The 15,432-nt window shown below is 62.3% G+C and carries 11 protein-coding genes and 2 pseudogenes; 5 read left to right on the top strand and 8 right to left on the bottom strand.

What is annotated here, in order from left to right:
- Nucleotides 1-146 precede the first annotated feature (146 nt).
- Together X738_RS56550 and X738_RS56545 are read left to right on the top strand one after the other, a co-directional pair.
- Nucleotides 147-2,741, top strand: a complete 2,595-nt coding sequence (locus tag X738_RS56550) for a GcvT family protein (protein WP_023798947.1) — start codon at nucleotides 147-149, stop codon at nucleotides 2,739-2,741.
- A 70-nt stretch (nucleotides 2,742-2,811) separates the two neighbouring features.
- Complete coding sequence (locus tag X738_RS56545; protein ID WP_023798946.1) at nucleotides 2,812-4,179, top strand: M24 family metallopeptidase; 1,368 nt, start codon at nucleotides 2,812-2,814, stop codon at nucleotides 4,177-4,179.
- A 4-nt stretch (nucleotides 4,180-4,183) separates the two neighbouring features.
- Here X738_RS56545 and X738_RS56540 read toward each other — a convergent pair whose 3' ends face one another.
- Nucleotides 4,184-4,984: a phosphate/phosphite/phosphonate ABC transporter substrate-binding protein gene (locus tag X738_RS56540; RefSeq protein WP_023798945.1), complete on the bottom strand. Its 801-nt coding sequence runs from the start codon at nucleotides 4,982-4,984 to the stop codon at nucleotides 4,184-4,186.
- Between the two features lie 85 nt (nucleotides 4,985-5,069).
- Nucleotides 5,070-6,087, bottom strand: a pseudogene (locus X738_RS56535) (fatty acid desaturase).
- A 228-nt stretch (nucleotides 6,088-6,315) separates the two neighbouring features.
- On the opposite strand from X738_RS56535, the gene X738_RS56530 reads away from it, so the two are divergent.
- Together X738_RS56530 and bmt are read left to right on the top strand one after the other, a co-directional pair.
- Nucleotides 6,316-7,158 (top strand): helix-turn-helix domain-containing protein, encoded by an 843-nt coding sequence (locus X738_RS56530; RefSeq protein WP_023798944.1) that lies wholly within the window; start codon nucleotides 6,316-6,318, stop codon nucleotides 7,156-7,158.
- Nucleotides 7,159-7,248: 90 nt separating this feature from the next.
- A complete protein-coding gene (gene bmt, locus X738_RS56525) occupies nucleotides 7,249-8,265 on the top strand; it encodes a betaine--homocysteine S-methyltransferase (RefSeq protein ID WP_023798943.1) in 1,017 nt (338 codons plus the stop codon).
- Nucleotides 8,266-8,376: 111 nt separating this feature from the next.
- Here the strand turns inward: bmt and X738_RS56520 are convergent, their stop codons facing one another.
- The 4 genes from X738_RS56520 to X738_RS56505 all read right to left on the bottom strand — a co-directional run bounded on the left by X738_RS56520 (nucleotide 8,377) and on the right by X738_RS56505 (nucleotide 13,544).
- Nucleotides 8,377-10,512, bottom strand: a complete 2,136-nt coding sequence (locus tag X738_RS56520) for a YfbK domain-containing protein (protein WP_023798942.1) — start codon at nucleotides 10,510-10,512, stop codon at nucleotides 8,377-8,379.
- Nucleotides 10,513-10,514: 2 nt separating this feature from the next.
- Nucleotides 10,515-11,075, bottom strand: coding sequence for an RNA polymerase sigma factor (locus X738_RS56515; RefSeq protein WP_023798941.1), 561 nt, complete (start codon nucleotides 11,073-11,075; stop codon nucleotides 10,515-10,517).
- Nucleotides 11,076-11,190: 115 nt separating this feature from the next.
- A complete protein-coding gene (locus tag X738_RS56510) occupies nucleotides 11,191-11,880 on the bottom strand; it encodes a hypothetical protein (RefSeq protein WP_023798940.1) in 690 nt (229 codons plus the stop codon).
- An 89-nt stretch (nucleotides 11,881-11,969) separates the two neighbouring features.
- On the bottom strand, nucleotides 11,970-13,544 hold the full coding sequence (locus tag X738_RS56505) for a trimethylamine methyltransferase family protein (protein WP_023798939.1): 1,575 nt from the start codon (nucleotides 13,542-13,544) through the stop codon (nucleotides 11,970-11,972).
- A gap of 271 nt (nucleotides 13,545-13,815) precedes the next feature.
- Here X738_RS56505 and X738_RS89030 point away from each other — a divergent pair.
- A pseudogene (locus X738_RS89030) lies at nucleotides 13,816-14,666 on the top strand (corrinoid protein).
- A gap of 125 nt (nucleotides 14,667-14,791) precedes the next feature.
- On the opposite strand, the gene X738_RS56495 reads toward X738_RS89030, so the two are convergent.
- Together X738_RS56495 and X738_RS56490 are read right to left on the bottom strand one after the other, a co-directional pair.
- The gene (locus X738_RS56495; RefSeq protein WP_023798938.1) at nucleotides 14,792-15,001 is read right to left on the bottom strand and encodes a hypothetical protein; all 210 of its coding nucleotides are present in this window, start codon (nucleotides 14,999-15,001) and stop codon (nucleotides 14,792-14,794) included.
- Nucleotides 15,002-15,284: 283 nt separating this feature from the next.
- Complete coding sequence (locus X738_RS56490) at nucleotides 15,285-15,425, bottom strand: entericidin A/B family lipoprotein (RefSeq protein ID WP_023798937.1); 141 nt, start codon at nucleotides 15,423-15,425, stop codon at nucleotides 15,285-15,287.
- Nucleotides 15,426-15,432: the final 7 nt, after the last annotated feature.

Here is a 15,432-nt window from a genome sequence, read left to right as displayed (position 1 = left end):
CCACTCCGTCGAGCTCCGCTCGACACCTCTCCCCCGATCGACGGGGTAGAGGAAGGGCGTGAGATTATTCCAGCCAGCGCCCTTCCTCGCTTTGCTTTCACGCCCCGCCCACTCGATTCAATCTCTTCAAAAACGGAACTATCTTCATGAAATCTCATGCAAAAGCGGTTGTCATCGGTGGCGGCGTCGTCGGCTGCTCGGTGCTTTACCATCTGGCCAAGGCGGGCTGGACCGACATCATGCTGATCGAGCGTTCGGAGCTCACCTCCGGTTCGTCCTGGCATGCGGCGGGCGGCTTCCATACGCTCAATGGCGATCCCAATGTCGCCAAGCTGCAGGCCTATACGGTGCAGCTCTACAGGGAGATCGAAGAGCTTTCAGGCCAGTCCTGCTCGCTGCACCTGACCGGCGGCGTGATGATGGCCGACACGCCCGAGCGCATGGACTTCCTGCGCCTTGCCCACGCCAAAGGCCGCTATCTCGGCATGGACACCGAGCTGATCACGCCGTCAGAGGCCAAGGCGATGTTCCCGCTGATGGACGAGACCAATTTCGTCGGCGCCATGTGGGATCCGGTCGAAGGCCATCTCGATCCTTCCGGCACCACCCACGCCTACGCCAAGGCCGCCAGGAAGCTCGGCGCCGAGATCGTGCTGCGCAACCGCGTCGTCGAGCTGACGCAGGAGGTCGACGGCACCTGGAACGTCGTTACCGAGCAAGGCACGGTCAAGGCCGAGCACGTCGTCAACTGCGGCGGCCTGTGGGCGCGCGAGATCGGCCGCATGGTCGGCGTCGAGCTGCCGCTGCTGGCCATGGAGCATATGTACCTTTTGACCGAGCCGATGCCGGAGGTCGAGGAATTCAACAAGTCGACCGGCCGCGAGATGATCGGCGTTATGGACTTCAAGGGCGAGATCTACACCCGCCAGGAACGCAACGGCATCCTGCTCGGCACCTATGAAAAAGCCTGCAAGCCGTGGTCTCCGGTCAACACGCCGTGGGATTTCGGCCATGAGCTGCTGCAGCCCGACATCGACCGCATCGCGCCGTCGCTGGAAATCGGCTTCAAGCATTTTCCCGGCATCGAGAAGGCCGGCATCAAGCAGATCATCAACGGTCCCTTCACCTTCGCGCTGGACGGCAATCCGCTGGTCGGCCCGGTGCAGGGCCTGACCAATTTCTGGTGCGCCTGCGCCGTCATGGCCGGTTTCTCGCAAGGCGGCGGCGTCGGGTTGGCATTGTCGAACTGGATGGTCCATGGCGATCCCGGCTTTGACGTCTGGGGCATGGACGTCGCGCGCTTCGGCGAATGGGCGACGCTGCGCTATACCAATGCCAAGGTGCGCGAAAACTATTCGCGCCGTTTTTCCATCCGCTTTCCCAACGAGGAACTGCCGGCGGCACGCCCGGCCCAGACGACTCCGCTTTACGACACGATGCTGGCCAACAACGCCGTCATGGGCGATAGCTGGGGCCTTGAAACCCCGCTCTGGTTCGCACCGAAAGGCACCGAGCCGAATGACATCGTTTCCTTCCATCGCTCCAACGATTTCGGGCCGATCGGCGAGGAAGTGCGCGCCACCCGCGAGAAGGTCGGCGTCACCGAGATCGCCAATTTCGCCAAATACGAAGTCTCCGGGCCGGGATCGGAAGATTTCCTCAACCGGCTGATGACCAACCGCATGCCGAAGACCGGCCGCATTGTGCTGACCCCGATGCTAAACGAGTTCGGCAGGCTGATCGGCGATTTCACCATCGCCAAGGCGGGCGAAGAGCGCTTCATGATCTGGAGCTCGTCGGCGGCGCAGAAGTATCATATGCGCTGGTTCGAGAAGCACCTGCCGAAGGATGGTCCAGGGGCGTCACAGGTCCGCATTCACCGCTTCGACCAGACGCTGGTCGGCTTGTCGATCGCCGGGCCGAAATCACGCGACCTGCTGCAGAAACTGATTGACGCCGACATCTCGACCAAGGCCTTCCGCTTCATGGACTTCCGCGAGATGGCGGTCGGCGGCGCGCCCTGCATGGTCAATCGCATCACCTATACCGGTGACCTCGGCTACGAGATCTGGATGGCGCCGGCCTACCAGCGTCTCGTCTACAAGGCGATCAAGGATGCCGGCGAAGCGTTTGGCCTGGTCGATTTCGGCATGCGCGCCCTGCTCTCGATGCGCCTGGAAAAGAATTTTCCGACCTGGTTCCGCGAACTGCGCCCGATCTACGGGCCGTTCGAGGGGGCGATGGACCGCTTCGTCAAGCTGGAGAAGAACGACTTCATCGGACGCGACGCGGCAGCCAGGGAGCAGGCAGAAGGGCCAAAACTGCGCCGTGTCTCCTTCATCGTCGATGCCGCAGACGCCGACGTGATGGGCGNGATGGGCGACGAACCAATCTGGGCCAAGGTCGGCGGCAAGGACTACGGCACGGTGGAAAAGCCGCACGGCTATGGTGCGGCGCGTTTCGATACGGACGGCAAGGAAGTGCGCGGCTCGAGCGCCGCGGAAGGCGCTTCGGCCGTGCGCGGCATCGTCGACGGCGACTGGCGCGTGGTCGGCTGGGTCACCTCCGGCGGCTATGCCCATTACGTCCAGAAATCGATGGCGCAAGGCTATGTGCCGGCGGCCTTGGCCGCGGACGAGAGCGCCGGACTGTTCGAGATCGAGATCCTCGGAAGCCGACGACCAGCCCGCATCAATGTCGAGCCGCCTTTCGACCCGAGCGGCGAGAAGATGCGGGCCTGAAAGCATTGGACCCAAAGGCCCGCCCTCGGGCCTGACCCGCGCGGCCGATTGATATCGGGAGGATAGGAAAATGAGCGATCCGGGCGTCGAGCGACGGTTCGGTCGTCATCGCAGGATCGCGCCGTTCGAGCCAGACGAAGCAGGCTCAATCGATGCGTTGCGCCTGAAGTCGCGGCAGAAGGCCGCTGAACTCAACCAGCATGTGCTTGGCTACGGCGCACTGGCGGAAGCCGAGTGGCACGCCGCCGGCATTGCTGCTCCCGACCTGCCCGCCATGCGCCAATACCGGCTCGACCGCATCCGCGCCGAGCTGAAGCGCCGCGGCTATGCGGGAGCCTTGCTCTACGATCCGATCAACATCCGCTATGCGACCGACTCGACCAACATGCAGCTCTGGGTCGCACACAATCCGACAAGACATTGTTTCGTTGCCACCGAAGGTCCGGTGGTGCTGTTCGACTATTTTTCCTGCGAGCACCTTTCCGACCACTCCGGCGTCGTCGACGAGGTTCGGCCGGCAGTGTCGTGGATGTATCTCTACAGCGGCGAACTCACCGAGCAAAAAGTCCGCCGCTGGGCCGCCGGGATCGCCGATCTGGTCAAGCAGCATGGCGGCGGTATCGGCCGCATCGCCGTCGATCACATCAATCCCGAGGGCGTCGAAGCGCTCGCCCGCCTCGGCATCTCGATCGGCAATGGCGAAGCGCTGATGGAAAATGCACGCCTGATCAAATCGCCCGACGAAATCCTGGCCATGCGCCGGTCGATCGTCGCCTGCGAGGCGGCGATGGGTGAGATGGAAGCAGCATTGAGGCCAGGAATTTCCGAAAACGAACTGTGGGCCGAACTCCACCGCGGCAACATCGCGCGTGGCGGCGAATGGGTCGAAACCCGGCTGTTGACGTCCGGCCCGCGCACCAATCCCTGGTTCCAGGAATGCTCGTCGCGAACGATCGCAGCCGGCGATCTCGTCGCTTTCGATACCGATTTGATCGGCCCTTACGGTTTCTGCGCCGACCTGTCGCGCACCTGGCTCTGCGGCGACACCGAGCCATCCAACGAGCAACGCGAGCTGTTTCGCATCGCCGCCGATCAGATCGCCCACAACATCGGCCTGATGCAGCCGGGCACATCGTTCCGCGATCTTGTCGAACGCTCGGCGGTGCCGCCCGGAGATTGTTTCCCGACGCGTTACGCCGTGCTCTATCACGGTGTCGGCCTGGCCGACGAATACCCGACGCTGCCGCATGCCATCGACTGGACCGAAGACACGCCCGACGGCGTGCTTGTGTCGGGCATGGTGCTTTGCGTCGAGAGCTATATCGGCCGGCTTGGCGGACGCGAGGGCGTCAAGATCGAAGAGCAGATCCTGATCACCGAAACCGGCAACGAGCAGCTTTCGACCTATCCGCTCGACGAGCGGCTGCTCGGCGACTGATTTTTTATGCGGTCGCCGCGACCGCCTCGCGCAGCGCCTCCACGATCTTTTCCGGTGTCGTTCTGGCAGTGATGAACGGCAGGCCCTTGCGCCGCGTTGTCCAGCCGACGACTGTGACCGCTTCCGCTGCCGGCTCGAAGCGCCGCGCATTGGCCCAGCTCTGGCAGTCGATGGCCGCGACATCGGCCTTGCCCTCGGCAATGGCGACGATCGAGGCGCGGTGGCCACCGCTTTCGCTGCGCTCGGAGAAGATGTCCAGGCTTTCGCCCAGCGCCTCCAGGTCACGCGTCGGCGCGATAATGCCCGACATGGAATCGAGGCTGTTGAAGGTAAAATGCTTGCCACGCAGGACATCGAGCGGGATGAGCGGGCTGCCGTCGGACGGTGAGCCAACCGTTGGCGCTTCACCTGCACGCATCACCAGCGCGCTCGAATAGAGTTCACCCTGCCCGCCCTCGAACGCGTCGTAACGCGGCTGGCCGACCAGTTGAACATGCGTCGCCAGCCCGAATTCCATCGGACCCCAGCAGGTCTGTGCGAACAGCAGCGCCGGATGCAGCCAGAGGCCGAAAAAATCCAACTCATCCGGCGGCAGCGTCGCCGGATCGGGCGCCATGACCTTTCCGGCGGCGTCGCGGATGCCGCCTTCCACAGGCCGCAGATCGGCATTGACGCGAGCGATGGTCTGCGGCGCGTCGATGCCTTTTTGCCGGAAGGCATCACGCAGCCGCGCCCATTGGGCGTCGACCTCGCTCCGCATTTCAGACCAGTCGTACATCGGCAAGCCGGCAACGAAATCGCTCATGCCGGGACTTTGATCGTTACGCTGAGAAAAATTGACGAGGCCATTGACGCGCACCTGGGCATCGCTGCCGGCAATACCCAAAAATTCATTCTTTCGGCGGCTCGGCCGGTACCGGCGCACTGCCAAGCCCATTGAGGCTGCGCGCCCTGACGCGCGGCTTGAACGCCCGGCCCGGTTCCGGCGTGCGCCGCAGCACCGGGTGGACGATCGGCTCCTTGGCCTTGAAGGCATATGCCTTGAGCAGCGCGAAATAGTTCGGATAGGCATAGCCATTGTTCATCCGCAGCCACTCGTCACGGCGCTCGCGAAACAGCTTCGGCAGCCGGTACCAGGCCACCGTCGGGCTCTTGTGATGAACGAAATGCAGATTGTTGTTGAGGAACAGGAACGACAGCGGCGAACGTTCGACGATCACCGTACGGCCTTCCGGATGCTCCGACCACTGATGCTCGGCGAAGGTGCGGATCGAGATCAGCGACTGGCCCAGCCACACCGGCACCAGGATGTAGAGCCATAGCGGGATGCCGAAGCCGAACTGCACGACCGGCAGCACCACGGCGAGGCCGATGGCGTGCAGCAGCCATGCCTTGCGGATCACCTTGTCGCCGGCAAGCATCTGTCTGGCATCGTCGATGAAGAAGCCGGTGCACGACAGCCACGGGCCGAGAATGAGCCGGCCGATCATGGTGTTGTTGATCTTCAGCAGGAACTTCATCGCCGGCGGCAATTCGTCATGGTGCCACAGCGCCTTGTAGTAGCTTTCAGGATCGTCAAGCGGATCGGTCAGCCGTTCGTCGGCATGATGGCGCNTGGCGCAGATGAATGGTCTTGAACCGCCGGAAAGGCCAGACGAGACCAATCGGCAGGAAGACGAAAGCTTCGTTGATCTGCGCTTTGCGGGTCGGATGGCCATGCAGGACTTCGTGCGCCAGCGAGGATTGCAGCGCCGCCATCAAGGCCAGGACGAGGAGCGCCAGCAGCGGATAGGACGGCCACAGGAACAGGCCTGCTGCAAGCCAGGTGCCGTAGCAGAAAATCGCGAGGAAAACGGTCGGCCATTCGATGGCCGGTGCCTTGCGTCGTCTGTTATTCCTGCTTGTCATGGATCGACCACTGCCCTTCCAGTCGCCGGAACCGTTTTGATTCCTGACAGCATTGTGTCAGGAGCATCGTGATGCTGCAACGCGATAAAGCGCACAAAATGTTGCGATTGCGCATTTTCAGCCGCATATGTTATCTATTGTAAACACACTGGAGGATTCATTTACGCCAAAACTGCCGTGTTGGCGGATTTGGCGGATTTTTTTCCTCCTGAAGATCGGAATGTCGAGATGGACAAACGCGACCTGTCGACGGTGTTTCGGGAGCGCCTGAAAATGCTCCTGACACGATCGGACCTGAACCAGTCTGCTTTCGCGACTGCGGTGGGCATCGACCGCTCGGCGCTTTCACAGCTGCTGTCCGGCGCCTCGACACGCCTGCCCCGCGCCGAAACGCTGCTCAACATCGCCGCCGAATTCAAAGTGTCGCTCGACTGGCTGCTCGGCCTCAGCCAGGACGAAGGCGTCACCGGTGAAATCCGCGAGAGCCTGGAGATCGAGGAAGCGCCTGACGGCTTCGACCGCACGCTGCTGGCCAGGTGGCATGCCGAGGCCGCCGGCACGAAAATCCGTTACGTGCCGGCCGGCATTCCCGATCTTCTGCGCACCGAAGCGCTCGTCGATTACGAGGCTGGTATCACCAACAAGAGCCGTGAGGCCCAGGCCGGCGAGACGCAGTACCGCATCGACTACAACCGGCGGCCGGAAACCGACATGGAAGTCTGCATGCCGCGCCACACGCTGGAGATCTTTGCGCGCGGCCTGGGCGTCTGGGACCGTTTCCCTGAGGCCGCCCGCCACCAGCAGCTTCTACACATGGCGACGCTGCTCGACGACCTTTATCCCACCTTCCGCCTGTTTCTCTATGACGGGCGGATGCGGTATTCGATCCCCTACACAATCTTCGGGCCCTATCGCGCCGCCATCTACGTCGGCGACATGTATCTGGTGCTGAACGCGACCCAGCCGGTCCGTACGCTGACCAGCCATTTCGACAATCTGATCCGCGCCGCCGATATCAATGCGCACGAAGCAGCCAGCTTCACCCAAAGGCTGGCGGAAATGCAATTTTGACGGCCTGCTTCCTGCACCTAACATTGACGCCATATAAAGATTTCTTTATATCCTTATCTCGACAAACAATCCCGGAAGGCGTAGTTTCCAATGACCAATCCAATTGACGCTTTGCTTGCCGAAAAGGGCGTTCTGCTCGCCGATGGCGCAACCGGCACCAATCTGTTCGCCATGGGGCTGGAGGCTGGCGAGGCTCCAGAGTTGCTGAACGAGACGGCGCCGGACATCATCACCAGTCTGCACCAGAACTTCGTCGAGGCCGGCGCCGACATCATCCTGACCAACTCCTTCGGCGGCACCCGCCACCGGCTGAAGCTGCACCATGCGCAAGACCGCGTGCATGCGCTGAACCAGCGCGCCGCCGAGATCGCCCGCGCCGTCGCCGATAAAGCCGGCCGCAAGGTCATCGTCGCCGGCTCGGTCGGCCCGACCGGCGAGTTGCTGGTGCCGCTCGGCGCCATGACTTATGACGAGGCGGTCGAGGCGTTTGCCGAGCAGATCGAGGGCCTGAAGGCCGGCGGCGCCGAAGTCGCCTGGATCGAGACCATGTCGGCGCCGGACGAAATCCGCGCCGCAGCCGAAGCCGCGATCCGCGTCGGCCTGCCCTATACCTACACCGGCTCCTTCGACACCGCCGGCCGCACCATGATGGGGCTGTTGCCGAAGGACATCCACGGCGTCGCCGATGGCTTGTCGCAGGCGCCGCTCGGTGTCGGCGCCAATTGCGGCGTCGGCGCCTCCGACATCCTCGCCTCACTACTCGACATGACCGAGGCGAAGCCGGAGGCGACGGTGATCGTCAAGGGCAATTGCGGCATTCCGGAATTTCGCGGCGCCGAGATCCACTATTCCGGCACGCCCGAGCTGATGGCCGACTATGTCAGGCTGGCCGTCGATGCCGGCGCAAAGATCGTCGGTGGCTGTTGCGGCACCTCGTTCGCCCACCTCGCCGCCATGCGCAAGGCACTCGATGCGCACACAAGGTCGGATCGCCCGACCGTCGAAAAAATCGTCGAGCGCATCGGCCCGATGCGCAACAAGCAGGCGACGGTCAACACCGTCGAGACCAGCGAAGCCCGCCGCGAGCGCCGGCGCAGCCGCGCCTGACGCAATTGAAAAAGGCCGGCAAGGTTTTCCCTGCCGGCCTGCCTCACCGCCCATCGGTCGGTTTTCCGTATCAGAACGATCCCATCTGAGGAAAACCGGCCGTCACACCCACTACCGGTTACCGCCGAGCGCCGAGGCAAGGCGCACCAGCGAGAGGAACTCGGACCGGTACCCGAACGGGTCGGCTCCCCGGGCGGCAGTGGCAATCTCGATGATCTTGTCGTAGCCGAACTTCGCGGTCGCATCCTCGTCGCGCAGCTTCTGGCCAAAAGCTGCGACGGCAACGGAGAAGCGCTGGTCGATGCTGGCCTGGTCGAAACCAGCCACTTCGTTGGCTGATGTCACCGGCGTGGTGATCAGCTTCGAGGCATCCTCGTTCGGCAGCTTGTAGCGGATCTTGACGAACGCATATTCGTCGGCATTGGCGACGCCGCCATTGTTCACGGACGCCTGCCCGTAGCGCAGCGGATCGATCTTCTCGCCGCCGCCGTCCTTCGGCGTGATCTCGTAGATCGCGGTAACCGAATGCCCCGAACCGATCTCGCCGGCGTCGATGCGATCGTTGTTGAAATCCTCGCGGTTCAAGGCGCGGGTCTCGTAGCCGATCAGCCGGTATTCCGAGACTTTTTGCGGGTTGAACTCGACCTGGATCTTCACGTCCTTGGCGATGGTGAACAGCGTCGAGGACGCATCCTCGACCAGCACCTTCTCCGCCTCGGCCAAAGTGTCGATATAGGCGGCGGTGCCGTTGCCGTTCTGGGCGATGGCCTGCATCATCTGATCGTTCAGATTGCCGCGGCCGAAACCGAACACCGACAGGAACACCCCGGTCTTGCGCTCCTTTTCGATCAACCGCTTCAGATCGTCATCGTCGGTTTGGCCGACATTGAAGTCGCCGTCCGTCGCCAGCATCACGCGATTAATGCCGTCGTTGACAAAGGATTTCTGCGCCAGCCGATAGGCTTGCCTGATACCCGCCTCGCCGGCCGTGCTGCCGCCGGGCGCCAACGTGTCGATGGCATTGAGGATCTTGTCCTTCTCCGAAACCTTCGTCGGCTCCAGGACAGTGCCGGCATCGCCCGCATAGGTGACGATCGAGACGGTGTCGTCGGGCTTCAATTTGTTGACCAGAAGCCGGAAGGCGGACTGCAGGAGCGGCAACTTGTCCTGCTCGTTCATCGAGCCCGACACGTCGATCAGGAAGACCAGATTGGCCTTGAGCTGCTCGGCCGGCTTGGCGTCGAAACCCTTGATGGCGACATGCATCAGCCTGGTGTGTTCGTTCCACGGCGTCGGCATGACGCTGACGGTCGAGTTGAACGGCGTCGAGGCAACGTCCGGAGCTTTCCAGTCATAGGGGAAGTAGTTGATCATCTCCTCGACGCGGACCGTGTCGGCCTGCGGCACGACACCTTCCCTGAGCGAACGCCGCACGAAGGAATAGGAGGCCGTGTCGACATCGATCGAAAAGGTCGAGACCGGGTCTTCGAGCGCGGCACGCACCGGATTGCTCTTGAAATCCTCGACGCGGTCGCGGTTTTGCTCCGGCAGCATCTGGTCGGCCGGCATGGCCTGCGGCTGTACCATCAGCTTGGATTCGGCGCCTGGCATGCGGCCAGCCTGCGTGGCTCCGTCGGCTTTCGGAGGAGATATGGACATCATCACTCTGCCAGACGTCGCAGCTCCACCATCCCTTGCGAACTCACCTTTCGGCGCAGGTGCCGGCTCGGGCGCCACATTGCGGGCCAGAGCGTCCTGCTGCGCCAGGCCGGCAGCCGATTGTGGCTTCGGCGGCGATGCCGGCGCGACAAGCGCCTCGGCTGCGACGCGGTTTTCGGCGTCGGCATCGGCTTTCTTCCGCTTGTCGGCCTCGGCTACGGTGAGCGGCCTTGCCGGCGCTTTAGCCGCTGGTTTATCGGCCAGCGTTTCAGCGATCTTCTCGTCCCCACCGGAATAGAACGGCTGCTCCTGCAGCATATAGATCGTGGCGTATCCGGCGATCGGCAGGGCGACGAGCCCGGCAATGGCCGGGATAGCGAAGAGTTTCTTTTGCATGATTTCGCTCCAGAGCTTTTGTGCTCGCTCTGTGAGACGAAGCCCTTTCGCCGTTCCTTGGGCGGCAGGTGAAGTTTTTTCGCCCAGGTCGTAAGCCCGCATGGCGGCCTCGAAGGCACGCGCCTTCGCGTCGGTACCGGGTGCCGGTGCTGCGATGTTGCGCAGCCTGTTGAGTTGGTTGTCGTCGACCATGATCACACTTCCCCGGCTGAAAGCATGAGCGCCTTCAACCGTTTCTTCGCTTCATGGATGTGCCAGGAAACCGTCGTCTCCGAGATGCCCATCGCCTCGGAAGCGAGTGCGTGGCTCAGCCCTTCGCCATAGACGAGCAGCACCGCGTCGCGCTGCTTGTCCGGCAGCATCCGCACCGCCGCCCAAAGCGCCTCGGCTGGATCTTCGGGCTCGGCCGAGGCCCCTCCCGCGATCAGCTCGTAGGCCCCGTAGGCTTCGGTCTTGATCGCCTCGCGGACGGTCTTGCGCATCATGTCGCGTGCCGCATTCAGCGTCATGGTGTAGAGCCAGGTGGTGAAGGCGCCGCTGCCATGATAGTCGCGGATCGCCCGGCCGAGCCGGACGCAGACTTCCTGGGCGATATCCTCGGCGTCGGCCTTTTTCCCGCACCAGCGATAGGCGGCGCGATAGACGAAGTGATAGTGCCTTTCGAGCAATTTGCCGAAAGCCCCCCCGTCACCGCCCTGCGCCCGACCGATCAGCTCGGCGTCGGAGGCTTCGCTTTCATCCAGCATCATCGCCATCATTTGCCTGTTGGACGAAGGCTAATGACGATTCCTTGGGATGATGGAAAGATTTTTTGCAGGGCGGTCGGGGTCGCATTTACGGTGTTCAAGTTTCGTTCGGCATTCCGCGATGCTACAGGCCCGCGAACGCGGCCATGTGGAAGGCTTGAACCTGCGGCGGATAGCGATAGGCCGCGCCGTAGGGACAGGCATTGCGGTCGAGACAGCCGCCGGTTCGGCACGGCGCGCCGTTGTGCCCACACACATGCGCCAGACAGTCTTTGTGCACAAAACCATCTGCAGAATACGCGTCGACCGGACAGGATTTCAGGCAAGGTTTGTCGACACATGCATCGCAAAGGTGAACCACTTCGCGAGTTTCCCCAAACGCAATCTCGTGCTCGAACAGCAGCGCGCCGCGATAGGCGTGCCACAGCCCGTATTGCGGATGCATGAGGATGCCGAGCGGTGACGGTCTCAGACCCTCCGCCTGCATCGCCCATTGCTGGAACGGCAGATAAGGCTTGTCAGACGGCGACACGGCACGCGCGCCGAATTTCTTCGCCACCGTGCCGATCACTTCGCGCGACCATGCATCGATCGGATCGGCAATAGTTTGCGATTGGCCTTCCCGCCAGCGCAGGAAATGCGGCCACGGCGCAGCGCCCGCCTGTCCCACCAGCAACACGGATCTGGCGGCAGCGCCGGAGAGACCGGAGGGTGTTTCCTCACCGGCTGCAAAATTGAAGCCGCCGCGCAGGATGAGGCCGTGGGCGGAAAGCGCCGCCGCTATATCTTCGACCATGCTGCGCTCAAGGATCATCCCTTCCTGTCCGGCTCGGAAAAGGCGCTCCGCCAGACTTCCTTGTGGATGATGTTGGCGACTTTAGCCCCGCCTGACTCGGGCTCCTTTCAGGTGAAGGCGTCGGCCATCGACGCCTTCTTGCTGGCGATGAAGTCCTTCAGCCCATCGTCGATGCCCTGATCGAGATGCGGCGCCTCGTAGCTTTCCAGCCAGCGGCGAGCGAGTTCGTTGGCGCGCTGTGGTGCCGACTTTTCGCCTTCGGCCAGCCACTGCTCGTAGGAATTGTTGTCGGCGATGCTGGAACGGTAGAATGCCGTCTGGAAATTGGCCTGGGTGTGGTCACAGCCGAGATAGTGGCTGCCCGGGCCGACCTGGCGGATGGCATCCATCGCCTGGCCGTTCTCCGACAGGTCGACGCCTTCGGAGAACTTCTGAGTCATGCCGAGCTGGTCGATGTCCATCATGAATTTTTCGTAGCAGGAAGCAAGCCCGCCCTCGAGCCAGCCGGCCGAATGCAGCACGAAATTGGTGCCGGCGAGGATCGTCGAGTTCAGCGTGTTGGCGCTCTCATAGGCCGCCTGCGCGTCCGGGATTTTCGAGGCGCAGAGCGAGCCGCCGGTGCGGAACGGCAGACCAAGCCGGCGCGCGAGCTGCGCCGCGCCATAGGAAACCAGTGACGGCTCCGGCGTGCCGAAGGTCGGCGCGCCCGACTGCATCGAGATCGACGAGGCGAAGGTGCCGAACAGCACCGGTGCGCCCGGTCGGATCAGCTGCGTGAACGACGCGCCGGCCAGCACTTCGGCCAGGACCTGGGTCAGCGTGCCGGCGACGGTCACCGGGCTCATCGCGCCGGCGAGGATGAACGGCGTGACGATGCAGGCCTGGTTGTGGCGCGAATAGACTTTCAGCGCCCCCAGCATGGTCTCGTCGAACACCATCGGCGAATTGGCGTTGATCAGGCTGGTCAGCACCGTGTTGTTCTCGACGAAATCGTCGCCGAACACGATCTTGGCCATTGCCACCGTGTCTTCGGCGCGCTCCGGCGCGGTGACCGAGCCCATGAACGGCTTGTCCGAATATTTGATGTGGCTGTAGATCATGTCGAGATGGCGCTTGTTGACCGGCACGTCGACCGGCTCGCACACCGTGCCGCCCGAATGGTGGATCGACGGCGCCATATAGGCGAGCTTCACGAAATTCCGGAAATCCTCGATCGTCGCATAGCGCCTGACGCCGTCGAGGTCGCGCACGAAGGGCGGGCCATAGACCGGTGCGAAGACCGTGGCGTTGCCGCCGATCTGCACCGAACGTTCGGCATTGCGGGCATGCTGGGTATAGACAGACGGCGCCGTCTTCAAAAGTGAGCGGCAGAGCCCCTTGGGAAAGTGCACGCGCTCGCCTTTGACGTCGGCGCCGGCCTCTTTCCACAGCTGCAGCGCCTCGGCGTCGTCGCGAAAGATGATGCCGATCTCTTCGAGCACCGTGTCGGTGTTCTTCTCGATCAGCGTCAGCCCTTCCTCGTCCAGCACCTCATAGACGTTGATCTTGCGCTTGATGTAGGTGAGCTGGGTGCCGGGGCCGCCACCCGAGCGCGCCGCCCGTCGGGCAGCGGCACCACCACTGGCAGCGCGTCCGCGCCGCGCGTTTGACGCTTCCTGGTCGACCGGCGCGTTCTCACTCATGATCGTTCTTCCCTGGCTTTTGTTCTGGCACAATTATTATTGCCGCATATCGCGGCTTCTGGCCGGATCGTAGTCATGCACCCTATTCGAAACGGCCCGCCAGCGCCAACGCCTGTCGCAAAATCGACAAGAATTCCAATAGATCTGCAGTCGCTTTCCTTTTGCGGGAAGTCGCAAATCAGCTATGGACGCTGGCCTGTAGCGGGTTAGGTATTGACGTGATATTTGAGGCCCCGCAATTGCATCTGTGCGGCAAGGAGCTGGATTAAAAATGGCCGACGACGAGATCATCCTTTCCGAGCTTTCCGACGACGAACTCGTGCAGCAGATGCACGACGACCTTTATGACGGGCTGAAGGAAGAGATCGAGGAAGGCACCAACATCCTTCTCGAGCGCGGCTGGGCGCCTTACAAGGTGCTGACCGAGGCACTNGGAAGAGATCGAGGAAGGCACCAACATCCTTCTCGAGCGCGGCTGGGCGCCTTACAAGGTGCTGACCGAGGCACTGGTCGAGGGCATGCGCATCGTCGGCGAGGATTTTCGCGACGGCATCCTGTTCGTGCCGGAAGTGCTGTTGTCGGCCAACGCGATGAAGGCGGGCATGTTCATCCTGCGTCCGCTGCTTGTCGCCACCGGCGCGCCGAAGCAGGGCAAGATGGTGATCGGCACCGTCAAGGGCGACATCCACGACATCGGCAAGAACCTTGTCGGCATGATGATGGAGGGCGCCGGCTTTGACGTCATCGACCTCGGCATCAACAATGCGGTGGAAAAATATCTCGACGCCATCGAACAGCACCAGCCTGACATCATCGGCATGTCGGCGCTGCTGACGACGACCATGCCCTACATGAAGGTCGTCATCGACACGATGAAGGAAAAGGGCATCCGCGACGACTANGCTGCTGACGACGACCATGCCCTACATGAAGGTCGTCATCGACACGATGAAGGAAAAGGGCATCCGCGACGACTATGTCGTGCTGGTCGGCGGCGCCCCGCTCAACGAGGAATTCGGCAAAGCCGTCGGCGCCGACGCCTATTGCCGCGACGCGGCCGTGGCAGTCGAGACCGCCAAGGATTTTATGAAGCGCAAGCACAACGTCCGCGCTTCGGCCTGAACTGACGAGGAGAACACAAGAGCATAAGTACGGAGCCCGTACTTATGCTCTTGCAGACGAGGCGCCGCGTAGCGCCGGTCAAGACTTCAACAAGCAACAGCGATCCGCGTAGCGGCTTGAATCGCCTATTCTGACTCTTTCGCCTCTTCCTTTTTCAGGATCGGCGTGTCGGCGGTTGTATTCGAGACGCTTGCGACTGTGGTTTGCTGATCTACGCTTGCAGCTTTGGTTTGCTGATCTACGGAAGCCGTCGTTTTGTTGTGGCCGACACATTCCGCTGCGGCGCCGGATACCGAAAGGCCCAGAGCGGCGACAACCAAGAGAGCGGTCTTCATTCTATGCTCCTAGCTTCGTTGTTGAGGTACAGGGAAAGACTACCGGCATGTCCCGCATTCGAAAAGTCAACTTTTTGTGCCTGCCCCAGCGAACCCCCACCTGACGAAACAATTGCAATAGGCGGACACCACGGCCGCTTCGACCTCACTTCGGCGAATTCAGCATGGACCATAAACCGAGCCAAGCCTTGCAACGCGACTTTGTTGTTCCCAGATGTTACAATGACTTAACGCGCATCGCTTGAACTATGTTGATCGCGATTCGCGTTGATGAGATTGCGGATCAGGGATTCTCGACCGTGTCCTCAACCGCGTTGGCTGTCGATTTGACATCCCTGCCGACGCCGCGGACGGTGTTGGCGCAGGCCGAAAGAGCCAGGGCGCAAGCGAGGATGGCGATCGGCGCAATGCGTAGCGGTTTCATGAATGGT

The sequence above is a fragment of the Mesorhizobium sp. L48C026A00 genome (genome assembly GCF_000502375.1).
In the GTDB taxonomy this organism is placed as follows: Bacteria; Pseudomonadota; Alphaproteobacteria; order Rhizobiales; family Rhizobiaceae; genus Mesorhizobium; species Mesorhizobium muleiense.
The sequence above is the reverse complement of the archived record's forward strand: the minus strand, read 5'-3'. Positions and strand labels throughout refer to the sequence as shown.